This window comes from Zobellia russellii, from assembly GCF_044597075.1.
Classification (GTDB): Bacteria; Bacteroidota; Bacteroidia; order Flavobacteriales; family Flavobacteriaceae; genus Zobellia; species Zobellia russellii.
Map to the genome: position 1 here is coordinate 716,555 of NZ_CP139000.1, position 18,765 is coordinate 735,319.

18 protein-coding genes are annotated in these 18,765 nt (G+C 37.7%); 13 read left to right on the plus strand and 5 right to left on the minus strand.

Going from position 1 to position 18,765, the window contains the following annotated elements; translation table 11 throughout:
* Window positions 1–135 precede the first annotated feature (135 nt).
* The 5 genes from SJY45_RS02915 to SJY45_RS02935 form a co-directional block, all read right to left on the minus strand.
* Entirely contained in the window at window positions 136–1,335 is a 1,200-nt protein-coding gene (locus SJY45_RS02915) for an alanine dehydrogenase (protein ID WP_215442093.1), read from the minus strand.
* 106 nt (window positions 1,336–1,441) lie between these two features.
* Complete coding sequence (locus SJY45_RS02920) at window positions 1,442–1,825, minus strand: hypothetical protein (RefSeq protein ID WP_400073202.1); 384 nt, start codon at window positions 1,823–1,825, stop codon at window positions 1,442–1,444.
* Between the two features lie 378 nt (window positions 1,826–2,203).
* Window positions 2,204–2,464, minus strand: a complete 261-nt coding sequence (locus SJY45_RS02925; RefSeq protein ID WP_215442095.1) for a hypothetical protein — start codon at window positions 2,462–2,464, stop codon at window positions 2,204–2,206.
* A gap of 193 nt (window positions 2,465–2,657) precedes the next feature.
* Window positions 2,658–3,068 carry a tRNA (adenosine(37)-N6)-threonylcarbamoyltransferase complex ATPase subunit type 1 TsaE gene (tsaE, locus tag SJY45_RS02930; protein WP_400073203.1) on the minus strand — a complete coding sequence of 137 codons (411 nt, stop codon included), beginning with the start codon at window positions 3,066–3,068 and terminating at the stop codon, window positions 2,658–2,660.
* Window positions 3,069–3,081: 13 nt separating this feature from the next.
* A complete protein-coding gene (locus tag SJY45_RS02935; RefSeq protein WP_400073204.1) occupies window positions 3,082–4,623 on the minus strand; it encodes a PglZ domain-containing protein in 1,542 nt (513 codons plus the stop codon).
* Window positions 4,624–4,767: 144 nt separating this feature from the next.
* Here SJY45_RS02935 and SJY45_RS02940 point away from each other — a divergent pair, with 144 nt between their 5' ends.
* The 13 genes from SJY45_RS02940 to hisD all read left to right on the plus strand — a co-directional run bounded on the left by SJY45_RS02940 (window position 4,768) and on the right by hisD (window position 18,442).
* A complete protein-coding gene (locus tag SJY45_RS02940; RefSeq protein WP_400073205.1) occupies window positions 4,768–5,997 on the plus strand; it encodes an HD domain-containing protein in 1,230 nt (409 codons plus the stop codon).
* Window positions 5,998–6,020: 23 nt separating this feature from the next.
* Entirely contained in the window at window positions 6,021–7,070 is a 1,050-nt protein-coding gene (lpxD, locus tag SJY45_RS02945; RefSeq protein WP_400073206.1) for a UDP-3-O-(3-hydroxymyristoyl)glucosamine N-acyltransferase, read from the plus strand.
* The gene (locus tag SJY45_RS02950; RefSeq protein ID WP_400073207.1) at window positions 7,051–8,436 is read left to right on the plus strand and encodes a bifunctional UDP-3-O-[3-hydroxymyristoyl] N-acetylglucosamine deacetylase/3-hydroxyacyl-ACP dehydratase; all 1,386 of its coding nucleotides are present in this window, start codon (window positions 7,051–7,053) and stop codon (window positions 8,434–8,436) included. Before lpxD ends, SJY45_RS02950 begins: the two co-directional genes overlap by 20 nt.
* A gap of 1 nt (window position 8,437) precedes the next feature.
* On the plus strand, window positions 8,438–9,223 hold the full coding sequence (gene lpxA / locus SJY45_RS02955) for an acyl-ACP--UDP-N-acetylglucosamine O-acyltransferase (protein ID WP_215442101.1): 786 nt from the start codon (window positions 8,438–8,440) through the stop codon (window positions 9,221–9,223).
* Between the two features lie 82 nt (window positions 9,224–9,305).
* Window positions 9,306–9,872, plus strand: coding sequence for an elongation factor P (gene efp / locus SJY45_RS02960; RefSeq protein ID WP_215442102.1), 567 nt, complete (start codon window positions 9,306–9,308; stop codon window positions 9,870–9,872).
* A 58-nt stretch (window positions 9,873–9,930) separates the two neighbouring features.
* Window positions 9,931–10,863, plus strand: coding sequence for a UDP-3-O-(3-hydroxymyristoyl)glucosamine N-acyltransferase (locus SJY45_RS02965; protein ID WP_400073208.1), 933 nt, complete (start codon window positions 9,931–9,933; stop codon window positions 10,861–10,863).
* Between the two features lie 70 nt (window positions 10,864–10,933).
* Window positions 10,934–11,806 carry a succinate--CoA ligase subunit alpha gene (sucD, locus tag SJY45_RS02970; RefSeq protein WP_215442104.1) on the plus strand — a complete coding sequence of 291 codons (873 nt, stop codon included), beginning with the start codon at window positions 10,934–10,936 and terminating at the stop codon, window positions 11,804–11,806.
* A 116-nt stretch (window positions 11,807–11,922) separates the two neighbouring features.
* Window positions 11,923–12,669, plus strand: coding sequence for a 3-oxoacyl-[acyl-carrier-protein] reductase (gene fabG, locus SJY45_RS02975; RefSeq protein WP_215442105.1), 747 nt, complete (start codon window positions 11,923–11,925; stop codon window positions 12,667–12,669).
* 70 nt (window positions 12,670–12,739) lie between these two features.
* Window positions 12,740–14,767, plus strand: coding sequence for a VWA domain-containing protein (locus SJY45_RS02980; protein WP_400073209.1), 2,028 nt, complete (start codon window positions 12,740–12,742; stop codon window positions 14,765–14,767).
* Window positions 14,768–14,777: 10 nt separating this feature from the next.
* Window positions 14,778–15,593, plus strand: coding sequence for a prohibitin family protein (locus SJY45_RS02985; RefSeq protein ID WP_215442107.1), 816 nt, complete (start codon window positions 14,778–14,780; stop codon window positions 15,591–15,593).
* Between the two features lie 249 nt (window positions 15,594–15,842).
* The gene (hisG, locus tag SJY45_RS02990; protein ID WP_215912128.1) at window positions 15,843–16,700 is read left to right on the plus strand and encodes an ATP phosphoribosyltransferase; all 858 of its coding nucleotides are present in this window, start codon (window positions 15,843–15,845) and stop codon (window positions 16,698–16,700) included.
* A gap of 9 nt (window positions 16,701–16,709) precedes the next feature.
* Entirely contained in the window at window positions 16,710–17,147 is a 438-nt protein-coding gene (locus tag SJY45_RS02995; RefSeq protein WP_400073210.1) for a GNAT family N-acetyltransferase, read from the plus strand.
* 5 nt (window positions 17,148–17,152) lie between these two features.
* Entirely contained in the window at window positions 17,153–18,442 is a 1,290-nt protein-coding gene (gene hisD / locus SJY45_RS03000; protein ID WP_400073211.1) for a histidinol dehydrogenase, read from the plus strand.
* The last annotated feature ends 323 nt before the right edge of the window (window positions 18,443–18,765 follow it).

The following is an 18,765-nucleotide window of genomic DNA, read 5'->3' on the forward strand; positions in this document are numbered from 1 at the left end:
TATTGCTGAGGTTAGTGTCCTGTGTCTTAAGTTAAATTGTGAATTTAAATTATCACTACTTCTTAAAACGGTGGCAAAAATAGCAATAAACCGTCTATTTATGGGGTCTATGCTTTGTGTATGTTCAAAAAGTCTTTAAAAAATTAAAAAGTTGATGTCACTATACTGTAAATCAAACCATTCGCCAACGGATTTATTGGTTAATATCCCGTGGTACATGTAAAGTCCGTTTCTTAGTCCTTTATCAAACCGTAGTGAATTCTCCAATCCGCCATTTTCTCCTAATTCAAGCAAATAAGGAGTGAAAATATTACTGATAGAAAGTGTTGCCGTTTTTGGATAGCGAGAAGGAATGTTAGGCACCCCATAGTGGATTACTCCAAATTTCTCAATAGTGGGTTTGTTGTGGGTAGTTACGGAACTGGTTTCAAAGCATCCGCCCATATCAATACTTACGTCAATAATAACCGCGCCTTTTTTCATATGCTCTACCATGGAGCTGGTAACGACCACAGGCGAGCGGTCCTTACCGCGTGTAGCACCAATGGCTACATCACATCTTTTTAATGACTTTAACAGGTTCTTAGGCTGAATGGTAGATGTGTATACTGTTTGTCGTAATTTGGATTGGATGCTACGCAATTTTGAAATTGAATTATCAAAAATTTTGACATTGGCACCAAGTCCTAATGCAGACCGCGCGGCAAATTCACCAACGGTGCCTGCTCCAATTATAACTACTTCTACTGGGGGTACGCCACTTATATTTCCAAACATGAGTCCGTTACCGTCATTGGTGGCTGCCATTATTTCTGAGGCTATCAGAACTGAAGATATACCCGCTATTTCACTCAGTGATCGTACGGCTGGATATTTGCCATCTTCATCACGAATGTATTCAAAAGCTATGGCGGTAATTCGTTTTTTGGCCATTTTTTCAAAATAGGCCTTGCTTTGTGTTTTAATTTGTAAAGCAGAAATGATGGTAGCTTGTGGGTTCATCATTTCAATTTCCGATAGAGTAGGTGGTTCCACTTTCAATAAAAGTGGGCAGGAAAAAACCTTTTTTGTATCGCGGGTTATTTCTCCACCAGCATTTGTGTATTCTAAATCTGTATAATTAGCGCCGTCCCCAGCACCTGACTCAATTAGGACCCTGTGCCCGTTAGAGGTTATGGCGTTAACCGCATCTGGGGTAAGACAAACACGTTGTTCTTGATACTGGTTCTCTTTTGGGATTCCTATAAAAAGTTCGCCCTTTTGGCGAAGAACTTCTAGGGTTTCCTCTTGTGGAAGCAATTGCTGTTTGCTAAAAGGAGAAGAAGGTTGGTTCATAGTTTTTACGTCTAATCGTGTAACACGCGATTAACAGTAAAAATACGATATTTTGATGAATTTTAAGTGATAAGTCGCTTTACAATCCTGCAAATTTAGTCCGAAATTAAAATTTTAAGTGAAGCCAATTGTTTACTCGGTTCTGCACTTGCTTAAAAGTGGATTCCATACTTCCCGTGGATAATTTAGGGTCTGCTGCATCCGGTGTAGATTGGTAATCGGAAGAAGAATTATTTGCAGTTTCAGATGAAATAAATTTATCTAGTTTTTTATTGTCTGATCGAGCGGCTTGCTTTTTCTTTAAGGCCGTTAGTTCTGCCTCCATGGCTTCTAGGTCTATGCCGTGTACATATTTGTCATAGAGTTTAATTCGAATAAAATAAACTAATGGTATAACCACCATACAAACGGGAAGTAGCCATAAAATATTTCTTGTATCAATATATGTGTCGTCTGTATAAAAAACCTCAAAAATTTGAAAAGCGTACATTAATAAGGGTATCAGAATTATATGATACCACCAATGTTTACACGTTAAAAACCAAATAAATAACAAAGCAAGGGGGACTGTTTTTCCAAGTAGGAACCATGCATAGGTGTTTAAGTTTGCAAACCCGTTTCGGTCAACAGTAAGTCCGAATAAATTTATTGTTGCTTCGGGGTCAGTAGGAAGGTATTCGTGAAGCTTGAAAATAAATGGAGAAGCGGCAATGAAAAAAATAACGACAGATTCAACAATAAATCGTACTCTTATTTTTTTATTTTCAGGGGACTTTTTCATTGAAGCATCAATTCCTATATATGGGGTAACGAAAAAAAGGGTAATTTATTGATTACCCTTTTAAAAAAAACATTTTTTATTTTATTTCTATTTTTTTCTGTTCGATGTGGTGATTTTACTTCTGTCTACAGATTGTCTGTTAGATACGGTAATCTTGCTTCTGTCTACAGATTTTCTATTTGTTGTGGTAATCTTACTTCTGTCTACTGATTTTCTGTTGGTTGTGGTAATTTTACTTCTGTCTACGCCTTCTTCATAAACTGAATCATCAGAAGCAACATCACTAGATTCACAAGAAACGGCTAAAAGAGATGCGCATGCTAAAAGTCCAAATACTAATTTTTTCATTTTCAGGGGTTTTAAGTTATTAAAGATTAATTAGTTATAGCGCAAAAGTAAGAGAAAAAACTCGCCAATGTACGTTTTTAAATGTTAAGGCTAAGCAATTTGTCCGATTTATTTTACACTTTAGCCAATTTAACAAGTTTCGTACAATAAAGTTGTACGAAAAACGATGTTTTCGACCAATGGTAAGATTTGTTTAAGAAATTTTCAAAAGTCGTGTATTTGGGTCTAGTATTTCAATGTGTATTTGGGTGCTGTTTTCAGGAAGGAAAGAGGAGATTTTTTCGGGCCATTCAATAAAAACCCACACATCTTGATGTAAATAATCTTCCAAACCCATGTCCAAGGCTTCAAGTTCATTGTTCAGACGATAAAAATCAAAATGGTAGGCCAATAATTCTCCTTCAGTATTTTCATATTCGTTAACAATGCCAAAGGTTGGGCTGTTTCCGGCATCGGCGGCACCAAGCTGATTGGCAATGGCCTTTATCAATGTAGTTTTTCCTGCTCCCATAGGGGCGTCAAAAAGAAGTACTTTGTCCGTTGCTTTTTCAATAACCGTTGCGGCAACATTTTTTATCTCATTTTCGGTGTAAGTGATATTCATAATCTTTACTAAACTATTTTGGTGACAAAACTACAAACGGAATAATCATTTCTTCTAAAGAAATTCCTCCATGTTGGTAGGTGTTCCGGTAATAGCTCACATAATGGTTGTAGTTATTGGGATAGGCAAAGAAAAGGTCATTCTTCGCGAATATAAACGAACTACTCATATTAATACGTGGCAAATGTATGTGAGCGGGGTCTTTGGCGGCCAGAACATCCTTTTCTTCATACGTAAGGCTTCTTCCTGTTTTGTATCTTAGGTTAAGGCTGGTTTCTTTATCTCCTATGACTTTTGATGGTTGCTTTACGTTAATTGTACCATGGTCTGTGGTAATAATCAACTTCATGCCCATTTGTTGGGCCTGTTGAATTATTTCTAATAACGGAGAGTTTTTAAACCAGCTTTGGGTGAGGGACCTGTAGGCTTTGTCGTTGCTGGCTAATTCTTTAATGACTTCCATTTCTGTTTTTGAATGGGAAATCATATCCACAAAATTATACACCAGTACAGTTAGGTCGTTGTCTTTCTGGGATTTAAAATTTTGGCACAGGTTTTTACCTTGTTTAAGTGTACTTATTTTATGGTATTCCCACTTTAAATTTAACCCTAGTCGTTTAATCTGCTCACCTAAAAAATCTGCTTCGTGAAGGTTTTTGCCTCCCTCGTCCGTATCGTTTTTCCACCACTGAGGATATTTTTTTTCCATTGCCATTGGGGTTAGACCGGAAAAAATGGCGTTACGGGCGTATTGCGTTGCGGTGGGCAGGATACTAAAATAAGATTCCTCCTTATTCTTTTTATAGAAGGAACTTACGGTGTCCTCAAACGCATACCATTGGTCATAACGTAGGTTGTCTATAACAAGAAGCAACGTGCGCGAATCTTTTAGTTCTGGTTGAACAAGTTCCTTGAATAAAGTGTGGGAGAGAACAGGCCCGTTACCCTCAAACCAATTTTGATAATTTCTATCTACAAATTTCCCAAAATGGTTATTTGCTTCGGTTTTTTGGGATTCCAGTATCTCGAACATACTACTGTCCTCAATATCTTCTAAGCGTAGTTCCCAATAGATTAATCGTTTGTAAAGGTCTACCCATTCCTCAACTGAATTCACCATAGAGAGGTCCATGGCAATTTTTCTAAATTCTTGTTGATAGTTGGATGTTGTTTTTTCTGAAACTAGGCGTGAGTGATCTAAATTCTTTTTTAGTGATAATAGAATTTGATTAGGGTTTACGGGTTTAATAAGATAATCGGCAATTTTGGAGCCAATAGCTTCTTCCATAATAAACTCTTCCTCACTTTTGGTGATCATTACCACAGGAATGGAGGAGTCCAATACTTTTATTTCCCCTAAAGTTTCAAGGCCAGATATGCCGGGCATATTTTCATCTAGAAAAACAATATCCACCCTGGTTTGTTGTAATTCTTCCAATGCTTCTTGTCCGCTTTGGCTAGTGATTACATCATACCCTTTTCCTTGTAAAAATATAATATGTGGTTTGAGTAGGTCTATTTCATCATCTACCCATAATATGGTAATTTTATTCATTTAATAGGTCTGTTATTTCAATTTTAAATGGTGTAAAATAGCTTTCAACTAAAGAAATAGGACTCAAAAAATTAATTTACCCAGTTTATTACTTTGTCTTTTAACTAACTTTACCGCCGTGAACACTGCAAAGCAATCCTCATTTTGATAAACTCTAGAAAATTGAAAATTTTTAATGATCCAATTTACGGATTTATTACTATTCCCAACGGACTAATATTTGACTTGATCGGACATCCTTATTTTCAGCGTCTGAGACGTATTTCTCAAATGGGGTTATCTTATTTGGTATATCCTGGGGCTCATCATACGCGTTTTCATCATGCTCTGGGGTCAATGCATTTAATGCAGAAGGCTTTGCAAGTTCTTAAGTATAAAGGGGTAGAGGTTAGTGCGGCGGAGGAAGAAGGTTTGTGCATCGCTATTCTTTTGCATGATATAGGGCACGGTCCTTTTTCTCATGCTATGGAGCATAGTATTGTAGAAAGTACAGATCACGAACACATTTCTTTGCGGTTTATGGAGGCTCTTAATGAAATCTTTAACGGAAGATTAACGCTTGCCATTTCTATTTTTAAGGGACAATATGAAAAACGCTTCTTGAATCAGTTAGTCTCAAGTCAATTGGATATGGACCGTTTAGATTATCTTAAAAGGGATAGTTTTTATACAGGGGTTGCCGAGGGTAATATTAATTCCGAACGATTAATTACCATGCTCAATGTGGTTGACGGTAATCTTGTAGTTGAAGAAAAGGGGATTTATTCTGTTGAAAAATTTCTAATGGCCAGAAGGTTTATGTACTGGCAAGTGTATTTGCATAAAACGGGAATCGTAGCCGAGCAATTGTTGATACGTATTCTTAAGCGTGCAAAAGAGATTATGCATGGGGGACAGGTTGTGGTCTGTAGTGATGCCCTTCGTTTTTTTATGGAGAACCGAATTGAAAAACAGGATTTTGATGCGGAAATTCTGAACACCTTTTCTAAATTGGACGATGTAGATGTGCTGGCCGCTATAAAATCATGGCAAGACCACCCAGATTTTGTGTTGTCCAAGCTTTGTGAGATGCTTATAAACCGTCGGTTTTTGAAAGTGAAACTTAAGAACAGTCCTGTTGATAGTAGTATTTTTAAAAAGCATTCCACACGGATAAAGGAAAAATATAACCTTTCAGACCAAGAAACCGCATATTTTGTGTTTAAAGGGAAGATTGAGAACAAGGCGTATGATCGTCATCATCAGAACATCAATATATTAAAGAAGAACAGGAGGTTGATAGATGTAGCCAAGGCTTCAGATCAGTTGAATCTAAAAGCGCTTTCAAAAACGGTTACAAAATATTATATCTGTTATCCCAAAGATTCTGTTTAACTATTTTTCTTACTTTTGTGCTCATGGTATTTACAGCAGGTCAAATTGCAGGTATTTTAGAAGGTGAACTACAAGGAAATCCAGAGGTTACCGTTCATAAATTGGCCAAAATAGAGGAGGGCGAAGAAGGAGCCCTGACTTTTTTAGCCAACCCAAAATATACTTCCCATATTTATACGACAAAAGCGTCCATTACAATAGTAAATAGGGATTTTGTTCCTGAGCATGAGTTATTGACTAACCTTATTAAGGTAGACGATGCTTACGAAGCGTTTTCAAAAATATTGGAATTCTACAATCAGGTAAAGAACAATAAGACTGGTATAGAAGAACCCGTATTTAAATCCGAAACGCTTACGTACGGTAGCGACTTTTACCTTGGAGCTTTTTCTTATATAGGAAATAATGTTACTATAGGTGATAATGTAAAGATTCACCCTAACGTATATATTGGCGATAATGTTTCCATAGGTAATAACGTAAGCATTTTTGCGGGAGCTAAGATTTATTCGGAAACGGTAATAGGGAATAATTGCGTAATCAATAGCGGTGTTGTTATTGGTGCGGACGGATTCGGTTTTAGTCCGGATAAAAATGGAGAGTATCAAAAAGTACCGCAAACCGGTAATGTTATCCTAGAAGATAATGTTGATGTAGGTGCGGGAACTACTATAGATAGGGCAACACTAGGTTCTACCATATTAAGGAGAGGGGTGAAGCTGGATAATCAGATTCAGATTGCACATAATGTTGAAATAGGGGAGCATACCGTTATAGCCGCTCAAACCGGAATTGCTGGGTCAACCAAGATTGGAAGACGATGTATGATTGGTGGTCAAGTTGGTATTGTAGGTCATATCACCATTGGTGATAATGTAAAAATACAAGCACAATCGGGAATCGGCCGGAATATTAAGAGCAATGAAGTGTTGCAAGGGTCTCCTGCCCTGAACTACGGTGATTATAACAAATCGTACGTTTACTTCAAGAATTTACCGAAGATTTTAAATAGAATTGACGAACTGGAAAAAAACTACAGCGATCAATACAAGAATGAAACAGAGAACCATTAAAAAAGAGGTTATTCTAAAGGGCGTTGGTCTTCATACCGGTGCCGAGGTAACCATGAAATTTGTTCCCGCACCAGAAAATCACGGGTACGCATTTAAAAGAGTAGACCTAGAAGGTGAACCGATTATTGAGGCAGACGCCAATTACGTAATCAATACGCAACGAGGGACCAACTTAGAAAAAAGAGGGGTTAAAATCCAGACTTCGGAACATGTTTTGGCAGCTTTCGTGGGCTTGGAGGTAGATAACGTACTTATTGAATTAGATGCTCCGGAACCTCCAATTATGGACGGTTCTTCTAAATATTTTGTTCAAGCTATTGAAGAAGCCGGTATTGAAGAGCAAAATGCGGAACGCGAAGAGTATATTGTAAAGGATGTTATCTCTTTTAAGGATGAAGCAACTGGTAGTGAGATTACTGTGATACCATCGGAGGAATATCAAGTAACTACTATGGTAGATTTTGGAACCAAGGTTTTGGGTACTCAAAATGCAACTTTGGAGTGCTTATCAGACTTTAAAAGTGAAATATCCGAAGCACGTACATTCAGTTTTCTTCACGAGTTAGAAATGCTTTTGGAAAACGGACTTATTAAAGGTGGAGACCTTAATAATGCTATTGTATATGTAGATAAGGAGATTTCCGAAGAAACCATGAAAAAACTAGAAAAAGCTTTTGATAAGAAAAAGCTTTCTGTTAAACCTAATGGTATTTTGGACAATCTTACTTTGCACCAACCAAATGAAGCCGCACGCCATAAATTATTGGACGTAATTGGTGATATTGCTTTGGCAGGAACAAGGATCAGAGGTAAAATTATTGCCAATAAGCCTGGTCATTATGTAAATACCCAGTTTGCCAAGAAAATTTCAAAAATCATAAAATTAGAGAAACGTAATAAAGTTCCTCAATATGATTTAAATCAACCTCCTTTGATGGATATTCATCAAATTATGGATATGCTTCCGCATAGACCTCCATTTTTGTTGATTGATCGTATCTTGGAATTATCCGACACCCATGTTGTGGGAATGAAAAACGTGACCATGAACGAAAATTTCTTTGTTGGTCACTTCCCAGGAGCGCCTGTAATGCCTGGTGTTTTACAAGTTGAAGCCATGGCTCAAACGGGTGGTATTCTGGTTTTGAGTACGGTTCCGGATCCAGAAAATTATTTGACCTTTTTCATGAAAATGGACAATGTTAAATTCAAGCAGAAAGTACTTCCGGGAGATACGTTAACTTTTCACTGTAGCCTTATTACGCCAATTAGAAGAGGTATCTGTCACATGCAAGCCTATGCTTACGCAAATAATAAATTAGTGTGCGAAGCAGAATTAATGGCACAAATAGCTAAAAAGAAATAGAATGAATCAACCTCTTGCCTATATTCACCCGGGCGCAAAAATTGCTAAAAATGTTGTAGTAGAACCGTTTACTACAATTCATAACAACGTAACAATAGGTGATGGTACTTGGATCGGTTCTAACGTAACCATAATGGAAGGAGCCCGCATTGGAAAAAATTGCAACATTTTTCCCGGTGCCGTTATTTCCGCTCCACCGCAGGATTTAAAATATAATGGAGAAGATACCATAGTTACCATTGGTAACAACACTACTATTAGGGAGTGTGCAACCATTCACAAAGGTACTTCTGACCGTAACAAAACCGTAATTGGTGAGAATTGTTTGATTATGGCCTATTGTCATATTGCTCATGATTGTATTGTGGGTGACAACTGTATTTTTTCCAATAATTCTACCCTTGCGGGGCATGTTACTATTGGAGACAATGTAATTCTTGCCGGTTTGGTTGCCGTACATCAATTTGTATCAGTGGGTCAACATGCGTTTGTAACAGGTGGTTCGTTGGTAAGAAAAGATGTGCCTCCTTTTGTAAAAGCGGCACGTGAACCTCTTTCTTACGTGGGTATCAATTCTGTGGGCTTACGAAGACGTGGTTTTCAATCGGAGAAAATTAGGGAAATACAGAATATCTATCGTATTCTTTACCAAAAGCATTATAACAATTCACAGGCCACTCAAATCATAGAGGCTGAAATGGAAGCTACTCCGGAAAGGGATGAGATTCTTCAGTTTATTAGAGATTCCCAACGTGGTATTATGAAAGGATATTTCAGCAATAATTAATTAAGGTTTTTAAGGTGCGTAGTTCAGTTGTTTATAAAAGAGCTACCATTGATAAAATCACACAATAAATAGCAAACTAGAAATGGCATCAACATCAGATATTAGAAAAGGACTATGTATTCGCTACAATAACGATATATACAAAATCATTGAATTTTTACACGTTAAACCAGGTAAAGGTCCTGCTTTTGTTCGTACCAAATTGAAGAGTATTTCCACTGGAAAAGTTTTGGATAATACGTTTTCAGCAGGTCATAAAATTGAGGATGTTCGTGTAGAGACACGTTCTTACCAGTTTTTGTATCCTGAGGGTGAAACCTATCATTTCATGAATACGGATGATTACAACCAAATAACGCTTCAGGAAAGCGCATTAGATGCTCCAGGATTATTGAAAGAAGGTGAGGTTGTAAAAATTCTTTTCAATACGGAAGATAGTATGCCTTTATCCGTAGAAATGCCCGCTAGTGTTGTTCTAGAGGTAACGTATACGGAGCCAGGAGTAAAAGGAAATACGGCTACCAATGCAACCAAGCCAGCTAAGGTTGAAACCGGAGCAGAGGTAAATGTGCCATTGTTTATCAACGAGGGTGATAAAATAAAAATAGAAACGGATAAAGGTACGTATATGGAGCGCGTTAAGGAATAAGCGCTATTCATTACTGATTTATATCGATTTTAAAAATACTAACTGATACTTTGCTCCTTTGAAATTTCCAAATCCTCAGCGCCTAAAGACTATTGCCTCCATAATTAATTGTGAATATGTGGGTGCAGACGATTTTCAGGTTTTGGGCATGAACGAAATTCATGTAGTTGAGAATGGGGATATTGTTTTTGTAGACCACCCTAAATATTACGATAAGGCTTTAACTTCAAAGGCTACTATTGTTTTGATAAACAAGAAGGTGGATTGTCCTGAAGGAAAAGCCCTTTTGATTTCTAATGACCCTTTTCGCGACTTCAATAAGCTTTCGGTACATTTTAGACCGTTTGAAAGAGCAACTGCATCGGTTGCGGTTTCGGCAGAAATAGGAGAGGGAACCATTATTCAGCCCAACGTATTTATAGGTAACAATGTAAAAATTGGCAAGAACTGTTTAATTCATGCCAATGTCTGTTTATATGATAATTGCGTAATTGGGGATAATGTTAGTATTCATTCAGGTTCAGTTTTGGGAGGGGACGCCTTTTACTATAAAAACCGTCCAGAAGGGTTTGATAAACTAATTTCCTGCGGAAGAGTAGTTATTGAGGATAACGTTGATATTGGTGCGCTTTGCACTATTGATAAAGGTGTAACCGGTGATACTACTATAAAAAAGGGAACAAAATTAGACAATCAAGTACATGTTGGGCACGATACCGTAATAGGTGAAAAGTGTCTAATTGCTTCACAAACCGGAATTGCGGGTTGTGTAGTCATAGAAGATGAAGTTACGCTTTGGGGCCAAGTTGGTACCAATAGTGGGATTACCATAGGAAAAAAGGCGGTAATTATGGGGCAAACAGGAGTGACTAAATCCGTTGCTGGCGGTAAGAGTTATTTTGGTACACCCATTGAAGAATCGCGAGAAAAGCTAAAACAATTGGCTTATGTTAAAAAAATTCCGTCCATTCTAAAAAAATTAGAAGAATAATATGCAGTCTAAGTTCAGATTTCATTTGTAAACCTATATTTTTGTCACATTAAAATAAACTAGAGAGTATATGAGCGTTTTAGTCAATAAAGATTCCAAGATAATTGTTCAGGGATTTACAGGTAGTGAAGGTACTTTTCACGCAGAACAAATGATAGAGTACGGTACCAATGTTGTTGGTGGTGTAACCCCTGGAAAAGGTGGTCAAGAACATTTGGGAAGACCTGTTTTTAACACGGTTGAAGAAGCTGTGGAGAAAGTAGGTGCAGATACTACAATTATTTTTGTGCCGCCCGCTTTTGCTGCTGACGCTATCATGGAGGCTGCTAGTGCAGGTATTAAAGTAATCATTACTATTACAGAAGGTATTCCTGTTGCCGATATGGTAAAGGCTTCTAACTATATTAAAAATATGGATTGCCGTTTGGTTGGTCCTAACTGTCCTGGTGTAATTACTCCAGAGGAGGCTAAAGTAGGTATCATGCCAGGCTTTGTTTTCAAAAAAGGAAATGTTGGTATTGTATCTAAATCAGGTACGTTAACTTATGAAGCTGCGGATCAGGTAGTTCGCCAAGGTTTAGGTATTACTACAGCTATTGGTATTGGCGGAGATCCTATTATTGGAACTACAACCAAAGAAGCGGTTGAGCTTTTAATAAATGATCCAGAGACTGAGTGTGTTGTAATGATCGGTGAGATTGGTGGTCAATTAGAAGCGGACGCGGCTAAATGGTACAAGGCAAGTGGTAGTAAAAAACCAGTTGTAGGATTTATTGCCGGTGAAACTGCTCCAGCGGGTAGAACTATGGGTCACGCAGGTGCTATTGTTGGCGGAAGCGATGATACAGCTCAGGCAAAAAAGAAGATTATGAGGGAGCATGGAATTCATGTTGTGGATTCTCCAGCAGAAATTGGTGTGAAAGTAAAAGAAGTTATGGGTTAATTCCCTTAAGGATATAAGAATCCCGTTTTCGACTTATCGGAAACGGGATTTTTTTATAGCCCTTTTATAAAACAAAACTTATATTTGAAGTAGAACAAAGCAAATCTATATAGAGGATGAAATTGTTAGAAGGAAAAAATGCCATTATCACGGGTGCCAGTAGAGGAATTGGTACTGGTATTGCCCGAGTTTTTGCTGAAAACGGGGCCAATGTAGCTTTTACGTACAGTTCAAGTGAAGCGCCTGCTTTGGCACTTGAGAAAGAATTGTCCGGTCTAGGGGTAAAAGCCAAGGCGTACAAAAGTAATGCGGCAAGCTTTGAAGCGGCAGAGCAATTGGTAGCCGGAGTTCTGGAAGATTTTGGAGGAATTGACATTTTGATCAACAATGCGGGCATAACCAAGGATAACTTGCTTATGCGTATGTCAGAAGCTGATTTTGATAGTGTTATAGAGATTAACTTAAAGTCCGTTTTCAATATGACCAAGGCGGTTCAACGTACCATGTTGAAGCAGCGTAAAGGAAGTATTGTAAATATGAGTAGTGTGGTTGGTGTTAAAGGAAATGCCGGACAGACCAATTATGCGGCTTCAAAAGCAGGTATGATCGGGTTTACTAAATCCGTTGCTTTGGAGTTAGGTTCCAGAAATATTAGATGTAACGCTATTGCGCCTGGATTCATCGAAACCGAAATGACGGATAAGCTGGATGAAAAAGTGGTTCAGGGCTGGCGAGATGGTATTCCACTAAAAAGAGGTGGCTCTCCTGAAGATATTGCAAATGCGTGTCTGTTTTTTGCTTCAGACCTTTCGGCCTATGTTACCGGTCAGGTACTGAATGTAGATGGCGGCATGCTTACATAAGATATACTTTTAAGGGGAAGGCATGAGTCCTTCCCTTTAATTTGTTATAGCTTAAAAAGAAACTTCCTTAATGAATACCCAGACGATTCTTCTTATAATCTTAGCCGTAATAGTCTCGTTGGCGCTGGTGTTATTTCAGTATTACTATAAAAACAAACTTAGGGGTAAGCTAAGCATTGCGTTATCTTTTTTACGCTTTATTACGTATTTCTGCGGTTTTCTACTGCTTATAAATCCCAAGTTCACAAAAAACGAATACACAACGGAGAAAGCTAACCTTATAGTTTTGGCCGATAATTCTTCTTCGGTAGCCACGGCAAAAGAAGAAGTACATCAAACTATAGAAAATCTTAAACAGAGTGGAGCTGTTCAAAAACGCTTTGTGGTGGATACCTATAATTTTGGCAGCTTTTTAAAGGAAGGGGATAGTCTTTCGTTCCAAGAAAAGAATACGAATATTTCGCAGGCTCTGTCCGCCTTAAAAGACATATATGCCACTACAAATTCTGCTGTTGTTTTACTTACGGATGGTAACCAAACGTTGGGTCAAGATTATGATTTTAATAGTAGTGGCAGGCAATTACCCATATACCCTATAGCGGTTGGTGATACTACCCGTTATGAAGACCTTGCCATATCTCAGGTTAACACGAACCGATATGCTTTTCTCAAGAATAAATACCCGGTTCAAATTTATGTGTCCTATTCAGGAAAACGAGATGTCACGGTTCCGGTTCGTATTGCATTAAATGGGAAATCGGTTTTTAGACAAAACGTTTCATTTTCCAGTATCAATTCCAGTGAAGTAATCAACACATTGTTGAATGCAAATTCCGTGGGAACCAAAAATCTTAAGGTTACCATAGGAAACCTGGAAAATGAAAGGAATACGGCCAACAATACTAGGGAAGTGGTAGTAGAGGTTATTGATGAAAAAACAAAAATAGCTTTGGTCTCTACTGTTATGCACCCAGATATTGGAGCGCTTAAAAAATCCATAGAAAGTAACGGTCAACGGTCGGTTTCTATCTTGAGTCCTACGGACGATTTAAAGAAGTTTGAAGGGGTAGACCTTTTTATCTTATATCAACCTGGCCCAAATTTTAAAGGCGTTTTTGATTATATCGAAAATACAAAGGCAAATACGTTTACCATTACAGGACCTAAAACCGATTGGAATTTTCTAAATGGGGCACAAAAAAGTTTTACAAAGAACAGCTACAATCAAACCGAGGAGGTTTTTGCGGTTACCAACTCCGGTTTTGGACTTTTTAATATAGCAGATTTTTCCGTGGAAGATTTCCCACCTCTTCAAAGTAGTTTGGGAGACATCGTATTACATGGGAAAAACGATATTTTGCTAACACAGCGTATCAAAGGAGTTGATTTGAACCAGCCTTTATTGGCTGTTTTTGAAGAAGGAAAAAAGAGAGATGCAGTACTTTTTGGAGAACATATCTGGAAATGGCGCATGCAGAACTACCGAAATGAACAGAGTTTTAAGAATTTTGATGATTTAATTGGGAAGCTAACGTTGTATTTGGCCAGTAATAAATCGCGAGAGCGACTAACCTTGGACTATGAAAATACATATACGGGAAGTGGTGACGCCAGAATTTCCGCAACTTATTTTGATAAAACTTTTGTGTTTGATGCCAATGCGGAAATGCTTCTAAAGCTTAAAAATTCTGAGACCAAAATTACTTCCGAGATTCCTATGTTGTTGCGTGGTAATTATTATGAAGCAGATTTAAGTAATTTATCGGCTGGTAAGTATGATTTTACGGTTTCGGTTAAAAAAGAAAATCTATCAAAGTCGGGAAGTTTTACCATACTTGATTTTGATGTCGAAAAACAGTTTTTGTCTACTAACTATGAAAAACTACAACGTTTGGCCCAGAACACTGGCGGAAGCCTGTTTTATCCCAATCAAAACCAAGATTTAATACAAGATTTGTTAGGAGACGATAGGTTTCTTCCAACCCGGAAAAACAAGCAAAATGTTGTATCTTTGATAGATTTCGGACTGCTGTTAGGGCTTATGGTTATTGCCCTTGCTGCAGAATGGTTTTTAAGAAAATATAACGGACTAATATAAATTACAATAAATGGACAAATTACCTAAGATTGCTTTACCAGTAATATTCGCTTTTATTTTTATTATTATTTTAATTTCAAAATCTGCGGTCACCATAGGTTCCGGTGAGGCGGGTGTGCTCTATAAAACTTTTGGTGGTGGTGTAGTAACGGATGAGGCGCCTTTAGGTGAAGGTTTTCATATTGTAGCGCCATGGAACAAGGTTTTTATTTATGAAGTAAGACAGCAAGAGGTTCTTGAAAAAATGAACGTATTGTCCAGTAATGGTTTGGATATTAAACTAGAAGCGTCTGCTTGGTTTGAGCCTATCCGTGGTGATTTGGGTAAGTTGCATCAAGAAAAGGGTGAGGCTTACGTACAGAGAGTTTTGTTGCCTACGATACGTTCGGCCGCGCGTTCTGTAGTAGGGCGCTATACACCTGAGCAATTATATTCCAGTAAGAGAGATGCCATTCAACAGGAAATCTTTGATGAAACTCAAAAAATTGTTTCCGGGCAATATATTCAGTTGAATGAAATATTGGTAAGAGATGTTACTTTACCGCCCACTATTAAAGATGCTATTGAGCGTAAATTAAAGCAAGAGCAAGAGTCCTTGGAATACGAATTTAGATTGGTTACGGCTCAAAAAGAAGCGGAAAAGGTAACAATTGAAGCGCAAGGTAAGGCGGATGCCAACAGAATTTTAAGTGCTTCGTTAACGGACAAGATTTTACAGGATAAAGGTATAGATGCCACATTAGAATTGTCTAAGTCTCCTAATGCAAAAGTAATTGTTGTTGGGGGCGGAGAATCAGGGCTGCCCTTAATCTTAGGGAATAACTAATCTGTGTTAAGTAAAAGGTAGTTGCATTGTTTTTGTTTATTTTGGAACTATTCTTTTGAGAATTGAAAAATAGATTTTACTTTTACCTCATAATGAAAAACAGAACTACACATCATCATTTCCATATTCACGCTCAGGCGAGGTAGGAATGTATTGTAGTAGTGCAACATATTTAAAAACCCGTTTGAGCAATCAAGCGGGTTTTATTTTTAGAGCTCTTTTGATGGCTTGAACACAATAAAAAAGAAAATGACAAAAATTAGGATTGCAATTCAAAAATCAGGTCGGTTAAACGAAGATTCCCTTCAGATATTAAAGGATTGTGGAGTGTCTATCGATAATGGAAAAGACCAGCTAAAGGCCTCGTCAAGAAACTTTCCCCTAGAGGTATTTTACCTTCGTAATGGTGATATTCCCCAGTACTTAAGAGATGGTGTAGTTGATATTGCTATCATAGGGGAAAATGTACTCATAGAAAAAGGAGAGGATATTGGCATAGCCGAAAAACTAGGTTTCTCAAAATGTAAAGTGTCTTTGGCGGTACCTAAATCGGTAAAGTACAAATCCGTTCAGGATTTTGAAGGAAAGCGTATAGCTACTTCTTACCCTAATACAGTTCAAAAATATTTAGAAGGAAAAGGGGTGAAAGCAGATTTGCATATTATCAATGGTTCTGTGGAAATTGCCCCAAACATTGGTCTTGCAGATGGTATTTGTGATATCGTTTCCAGTGGAAGTACCCTTTTTAAGAATAACCTTAAAGAGGTAGAAATCATGCTTACCAGTGAAGCTGTTTTGGCCGTGTCACCTAATATTGACGAAGAAAGAAAGGAAATTCTAAAAAAGCTTCAGTTTAGGATAAAGTCTGTTCTTCAGGCACGCCAATCTAAATACGTATTACTGAATGCACCTAATGATAAGTTGGATAAAGTATTGGAGTTGTTGCCAGGAATGAGAAGCCCAACAGTTTTACCATTGGCAGAAGAAGGTTGGAGCTCGGTTCATACGGTAATTAATAAAGATAAGTTTTGGGATGTAATAGATGAGTTGAAACAAGCCGGTGCAGAAGGTATTTTGGTTTGTCCAATTGAAAAGATGGTACTTTAATTTTCCGGTATGACGGGCGATTTAAATTTAGAGTTGATTCCGTATGATAAAATGGAATCTGTTCTGCCTTTGATTTTTGAATTGAATCAAGGTAAACTTTCCGAGGAAATACTGAAAAGTCGTTTAAAGGATATGTTGGCTATGGGCGGATACCAATGTCTGGGAGTCTATGATAAACAAAAGTTGATTGCCTGCTGTGGTATATGGCTTTTACAAAAGTTCTATAAGGGCAAACACTTGGAGCTGGACAATGTATTTGTAAGTGAAGTATATCGTAGTAGAGGAGTTGGTAGGTTAATGATGGATTGGCTTTCGGAATACGGCAAAAGTATGGATTGTGCCAGCTTGGAGCTGAATTGCTACTTGCATAACGAAAAAGGAGTAAAGTTTTGGAAACGTCATGGTTTTGAGCCTTTAGGATACCATATGATTAAGAATTTAGAGTAAAGAAAATGAACAAAATATACAATCCGGATAGGGCAGAGTGGAGCACTGTTTTAAAACGTCCAACGCAGACCGTAGCGGATATTGAACAGACGGTTGAAGACGTTTTTAAAGAAGTGCAAAGCAGTGGGGATAGCACTTTAAAGAAATACACTCAGAAGTTTGACGGTGTACTTTTAGAAGATTTAGTAGTTTCGGAAGAAGAAACCCAAGAAGCTTCTAAACTGGTATCGGAAGAGCTAAAGAAAGCCATTCAACTTGCTCAAAATAATATTGAAGTATTTCACAAGGCACAAAAAACCACAAAGGTTTCGGTACAAACTGCAAATGGGGTACAATGTTGGCAAGAAAAAAGACCTATTCAAAAAGTGGGACTTTACATTCCCGGTGGTACGGCACCTTTGTTTTCCACAATTCTGATGCTCGCTGTGCCCGCTACCATCGCAGGTTGTGAAGAATTAGTGTTGTGTTCTCCACCAAATAAAGAAGGTAAAATCAATCCGGCTATTCTATACACCGCTAATTTATGTGGGGTCAAGAAAGTCTTTAAGGTGGGCGGCATCCAAGCAATTGCCGCTATGACATTTGGTACGGAGAGCATTCCCGGAGTGTACAAAATATTTGGTCCGGGTAACCAATATGTAACGGTTGCCAAACAGATTGCAACGAAATACGGAATTTCAATAGATATGCCTGCAGGACCTAGTGAGCTTTTGGTTTTGGCGGACGATTCTGCCAATCCAGCATTTGTTGCTTCGGATTTGTTGAGTCAAGCGGAGCATGGTGTAGATAGCCAGGTTATTTTGGTTTCGACTTCAAAAAACATGATTGATGCTGTAGAGAAGGAAGTGGAAAAACAACTGCAGGAACTACCTAGAAAAGATATTGCCGAAAAAGCCATTGCCAATAGCAAATTGATTTATGTTGCGGACGACCAAGCGGCAAACGATTTAATCAATGAATACGGTCCCGAGCATTATATTGTTTGTGTAGAAAACGAGGATTTCTTTATTGATAATATCAAGAATGCCGGTTCTGTATTTATCGGTAACTATACACCGGAAAGTGCGGGAGATTACGCTTCTGGAACCAATCATACTTTACCTACCAACGGTTACGCCAAGCAATATAGTGGTGTTAATTTAGATAGTTTTATGAAGAGTATGACGTTTCAGAAAATAAGTGAATCGGGTATACAGGAAATTGGCAATGCAATTGAAATCATGGCGGAAGCAGAAGGACTTCAAGCCCACAAAAATGCGGTAACGCTAAGACTCAACAGTTTAAAGGATGAATAGGTAGTTTTTTAATAAATGGTATATGGACAATTCAATTAAGACGTTCTTTTCGTTTTTAGTCAATAAGGATGAAAAAATTTTAACAAAGTTGTTTTTTTCCGTAATGGTCTTGATACTCATATTACTGTTAAACAACATTTTTGGATTTTCCTTTTATTACAACAGTGACAAGAAAATTAATCAGATTAAAGAGGTCAATTTAGTTTTAAATGATAACGATATTTCTAATGAGGTTCGAGAGGGTTTACTGGCTCTGAGGCACGATATTCTGTATCGTAAAGATATTTTTGAAAAAATTGGAGAGTTAAAATTAAGAAAAAATA

Bases quoted from the DNA above. Each gene is read 5' to 3' on its own strand.
- SJY45_RS02925 (WP_215442095.1), bottom strand. From the start codon at position 2,464: ATGAAAAAATTAGTATTTGGACTTTTAGCATGCGCATCTCTTTTAGCC.
- SJY45_RS02920 (WP_400073202.1), bottom strand. From the start codon at position 1,825: ATGTACGCTTTTCAAATTTTTGAGGTTTTTTATACAGACGACACATAT.
- fabG (WP_215442105.1), top strand. From the start codon at position 11,923: ATGAAATTGTTAGAAGGAAAAAATGCCATTATCACGGGTGCCAGTAGA.
- SJY45_RS02980 (WP_400073209.1), top strand. From the start codon at position 12,740: ATGAATACCCAGACGATTCTTCTTATAATCTTAGCCGTAATAGTCTCG.
- SJY45_RS02985 (WP_215442107.1), top strand. From the start codon at position 14,778: ATGGACAAATTACCTAAGATTGCTTTACCAGTAATATTCGCTTTTATT.
- sucD (WP_215442104.1), top strand. From the start codon at position 10,934: ATGAGCGTTTTAGTCAATAAAGATTCCAAGATAATTGTTCAGGGATTT.
- SJY45_RS02950 (WP_400073207.1), top strand. From the start codon at position 7,051: ATGAAACAGAGAACCATTAAAAAAGAGGTTATTCTAAAGGGCGTTGGT.
- hisD (WP_400073211.1), top strand. From the start codon at position 17,153: ATGAACAAAATATACAATCCGGATAGGGCAGAGTGGAGCACTGTTTTA.
- SJY45_RS02915 (WP_215442093.1), bottom strand. From the start codon at position 1,335: ATGAACCAACCTTCTTCTCCTTTTAGCAAACAGCAATTGCTTCCACAA.
- lpxD (WP_400073206.1), top strand. From the start codon at position 6,021: ATGGTATTTACAGCAGGTCAAATTGCAGGTATTTTAGAAGGTGAACTA.
- efp (WP_215442102.1), top strand. From the start codon at position 9,306: ATGGCATCAACATCAGATATTAGAAAAGGACTATGTATTCGCTACAAT.
- tsaE (WP_400073203.1), bottom strand. From the start codon at position 3,068: ATGAATATCACTTACACCGAAAATGAGATAAAAAATGTTGCCGCAACG.
- lpxA (WP_215442101.1), top strand. From the start codon at position 8,438: ATGAATCAACCTCTTGCCTATATTCACCCGGGCGCAAAAATTGCTAAA.
- SJY45_RS02995 (WP_400073210.1), top strand. From the start codon at position 16,710: ATGACGGGCGATTTAAATTTAGAGTTGATTCCGTATGATAAAATGGAA.
- hisG (WP_215912128.1), top strand. From the start codon at position 15,843: ATGACAAAAATTAGGATTGCAATTCAAAAATCAGGTCGGTTAAACGAA.
- SJY45_RS02935 (WP_400073204.1), bottom strand. From the start codon at position 4,623: ATGAATAAAATTACCATATTATGGGTAGATGATGAAATAGACCTACTC.